The sequence below is a fragment of the Bradyrhizobium sp. genome (assembly GCF_049581145.1).
Classification (GTDB): domain Bacteria; phylum Pseudomonadota; class Alphaproteobacteria; order Rhizobiales; family Xanthobacteraceae; genus Bradyrhizobium.
Genome location: NZ_JBAURI010001157.1, coordinates 1 through 2,615, shown reverse-complemented (window position 1 = coordinate 2,615; position 2,615 = coordinate 1). Strand labels below are relative to the sequence as shown.

Here is a 2,615-nt window from a genome sequence, read left to right as displayed (position 1 = left end):
CGTCGGCAGTCATCTTGATATCATCGACCGGCTCGTCGAAGCCGGTATCGACATCAACAATTGCAACGACAACGGTGCGACCGCGCTGATGTATGCGGCGTCGTCGGGCCGCGACGCCGTGGTCGCGCGCCTGCTGGCGAACGGCGCCGATACCGAGCCGGAAACGCTGGATGGCTTCAGCGCGCTCGATATGGCCGCATCGGTCGAATGTCTCACACTGCTGCGCCATGCCGCGCGATCGCCGCGCGGGCCGGAAGCCCGATCATGAGCGTCATCGATCATGATTTCGGCCTGCAGGAGCGCCAGGCCGCGCGGCGCTTCACGAAGCTTCTGAGCCTCGACGCGCTGCACGAGGCCAATGTCCGCGCCAACCCCGTGCCCTATCTCGAACGGGCGAGCGAACGCATCTTTCAGCTCGAAAAGGCCCTGGTCGAGGCGGCGCAGGCCACCGCGCCGCCCGAAGGCGATCCTGCCCCGGCCGAAACAATCCTGGTCGACAAGGCTGACTACCAGCGCCTCCTGAACTGCCGCGCGATCATCGAGAAGGCGGTCGTCGAACTGGCGCCCGACGCTGAAGCGACGCCCGTGGCCAACAACCCCTGAGGACCGCTCGATGGCCGCGATGAAGCTCTATATGACGCCGGGGTCGTGCTCGACCGGAATCCACATCATCCTGGAAGAGCTGGAAGAGGTATTCGAAGCCCATATCGTCAACCTGCCGGCGGGCGATCATTTCAGGCCGGACTATGTCGCCATCAATCCGAAATCGACCATTCCCACACTCGTGCGCGGCGACGGCACCGCGCTCACCGAAGTACCAGCCATCGCCTATTGGTTGGCGCGGAGCCATCCGCGCGCCAGATTGTGGCCAGACGATGCGGACAGCGAATGCCGCCTGATCGAGGCGATGGCCTATATCGTCGCCACGATCCACGGCCAGGGTTTTGCCCGCATCTTCGCCACCAACACCTTTGCCCGCAATCCGGCAGACCATGAGTCCGTGCGCGAGCTTGGCCGCGACATTGTCGTCAAGGGCTTTGCCATCCTGAACGACGCGCTCGGCGGCAAGCGCTATCTCGCGGGCGATTTCTCGGTCGCCGACCCCATCCTGTTCTATGTGGAGTTCTGGGCCGACAAGACCGGTATCGCCTTGCCCGACAATCTCGCCGCGCATTACCGGCGCATGCTTGGACGTCCGGCCGTCGCGCGGGTGCTGCGCGAAGAAGGCTACAATCCGGCCAATCTCGCCAAATCATCGGCCCCTGCGCAACCGCTCTTCCGCCGCGATGAAACTTTACCGGGGTGAACGTGTCTCGATCGCTTCATCGCAGCCGCGCAATGTGTGAGTGGGACGATTTCGCGCTGTCGGCGGCGCGCATGCGCGCATTGCTGGCAGAAGAGCAGTCGGGGCGGATTTCACCTTTCCTGCTGCTCTCGGTGCCCGGCATCAGCGCGCGCGAGCATCGCGGCTGCTCCGAGCTCTGGGTGAGAGATCGCGTCACGGCCAGCCTTCCGGAACGCGACAGGCTTGCCTTCCGGTTCGATCTGGCGGCGCGCGAGAAGCTCCGGATCGGCTACTTTTCCAATGATTTTCACGACCATGCGACGTCAGAGCTGCTGGTCGAGACATTCGAGGCACATAATCGCGCGCGTTGCGAATTGCATGCCTTCTCGTTCGGCGCGGACGATGGCGGCGCCATGCGCCGCCGCATCGGCGAGGCCTTCGACGCCTTTCACGATGTCTCCGCGCTCAGCGACAGCGAGGTCGCGCGCGCCGTACACGGCGCCGGCATCGATATCCTGGTCGATCTCAAGGGCTACACGCTGGGCGCCCGGACCGGGGTCATGATGCTGCGTCCGGCACCGGTTCAGGTCAACTTTCTCGGCTATCCGGGAACGCTGGGCGCCGAGATCTGCGACTACATCATCACCGATCCCTTCATGACGCCGATGGCCGCCGCGTCCGACTATTCGGAAGCCTTCGCCTACATGCCGAATTCCTATCAGCCGCACGGCAGGACATGCGCGATCGGCCGCAAGCCGACACGCGCCGAAGCCGGCCTGCCCGAAACCGGCTTCGTGTTCTGCTGTTTCAACCAGGCCTACAAATTCACACCGCCGGTGTTCGATCTGTGGTGCCGGCTGCTCAATGCGGTTCCGGGCAGCGTATTATGGCTGCTCGGCACCGAACAGGCCGAGGGCAATCTGCGCGGCGAGGCGTTGCGCCGTGGCGTGTCGCCGCATCGCCTCGTGTTCGCCCCCAACATGGAGCAGAGCGCGCATCTCGGCCGGCTGCAGCTTGCCGATCTCGTGCTCGATACCGCGCCCTACGGCGCACACACGACGGCGAGCGACGCGCTGTGGGCCGGCGTGCCGATCGTGACCTGCGTCGGCGATACCTTCGCGTCACGCGTTGCCGGGAGCCTGCTGCACGCGATCGGCCTTCCCGAACTGATCACCGATAACGAGGACGACTATCTCGCCGTCATCCTGGCGCTGGCCGCCGACCAGGGCTTGCTGGCGGCGAGCAGGGCCAAACTGCGGCGCAATCGACTGACCACGCCGCTGTTCGATGTTGCAGCCTACACGAGGGCGCTGGAAGATCTCTACGAAAC

At 64.7% G+C, this 2,615-nt stretch carries 4 protein-coding genes; all 4 read left to right on the top strand.

Translation table 11 applies throughout. The features are described from left to right. Positions 1–268 (top strand): ankyrin repeat domain-containing protein (locus WCB02_RS36945; protein ID WP_423966719.1); only part of this gene is annotated, 268 nt, incomplete at its 5' end. Then, a complete protein-coding gene (locus WCB02_RS36940; RefSeq protein ID WP_423966717.1) occupies positions 265–603 on the top strand; it encodes a hypothetical protein in 339 nt (112 codons plus the stop codon). The genes WCB02_RS36945 and WCB02_RS36940, both read left to right, overlap by 4 nt. 19 nt (positions 604–622) lie before the next feature. Continuing rightward, on the top strand, positions 623–1,306 hold the full coding sequence (locus WCB02_RS36935) for a glutathione S-transferase family protein (protein WP_423966722.1): 684 nt from the start codon (positions 623–625) through the stop codon (positions 1,304–1,306). Positions 1,307–1,338: 32 nt separating this feature from the next. After that, positions 1,339–2,615: UDP-N-acetylglucosamine-peptide N-acetylglucosaminyltransferase (locus WCB02_RS36930; RefSeq protein WP_423966715.1), on the top strand; the 1,277-nt coding region annotated here is incomplete at its 3' end.